Below are 347 nucleotides of genomic sequence, written 5' to 3' on the forward strand. Positions count from 1 at the left end.
CGACCAGCTCAACGCGGCGCTGCTTGCCAACAACATGAGCGCCACGATCGACTCCACCGGGAAGCTGACGATCGCCGCCTCCAACGATTACGCCTCCTCGACGCTCGGCTCACCGACGGCGGGCGGCACGATCGGCGGCACGCTGACCACGACGATTGCGTTCTCGACCGCGTCGGCTCCGGTGGTCGATGCTCAGGCGCAGAGCGTCCNACCAATACAACATCACCATGCAGAACATCACCAGCACCGCGGCCGATGCCTCCTTCAACGGTGTCAACCTGCTCGGTGGCGATACACTGAAGCTGACGTTCAACGAGACCGGCAAGTCGACGCTGAGCATTACCGGC

General features: G+C 63.6%; 1 protein-coding gene and 1 pseudogene. Both read left to right on the forward strand.

The annotated features are described in order from the left end of the window. Positions 1–209: hypothetical protein (locus CQ14_RS46510; RefSeq protein WP_430650195.1), on the forward strand; the 209-nt coding region annotated here is incomplete at both ends. Position 210: 1 nt separating this feature from the next. Continuing rightward, positions 211–347: pseudogene (locus tag CQ14_RS46515) on the forward strand (flagellin); the annotation flags it as partial.

This window comes from Bradyrhizobium lablabi, from assembly GCF_001440475.1.
Lineage (GTDB): Bacteria > Pseudomonadota > Alphaproteobacteria > Rhizobiales > Xanthobacteraceae > Bradyrhizobium > Bradyrhizobium lablabi.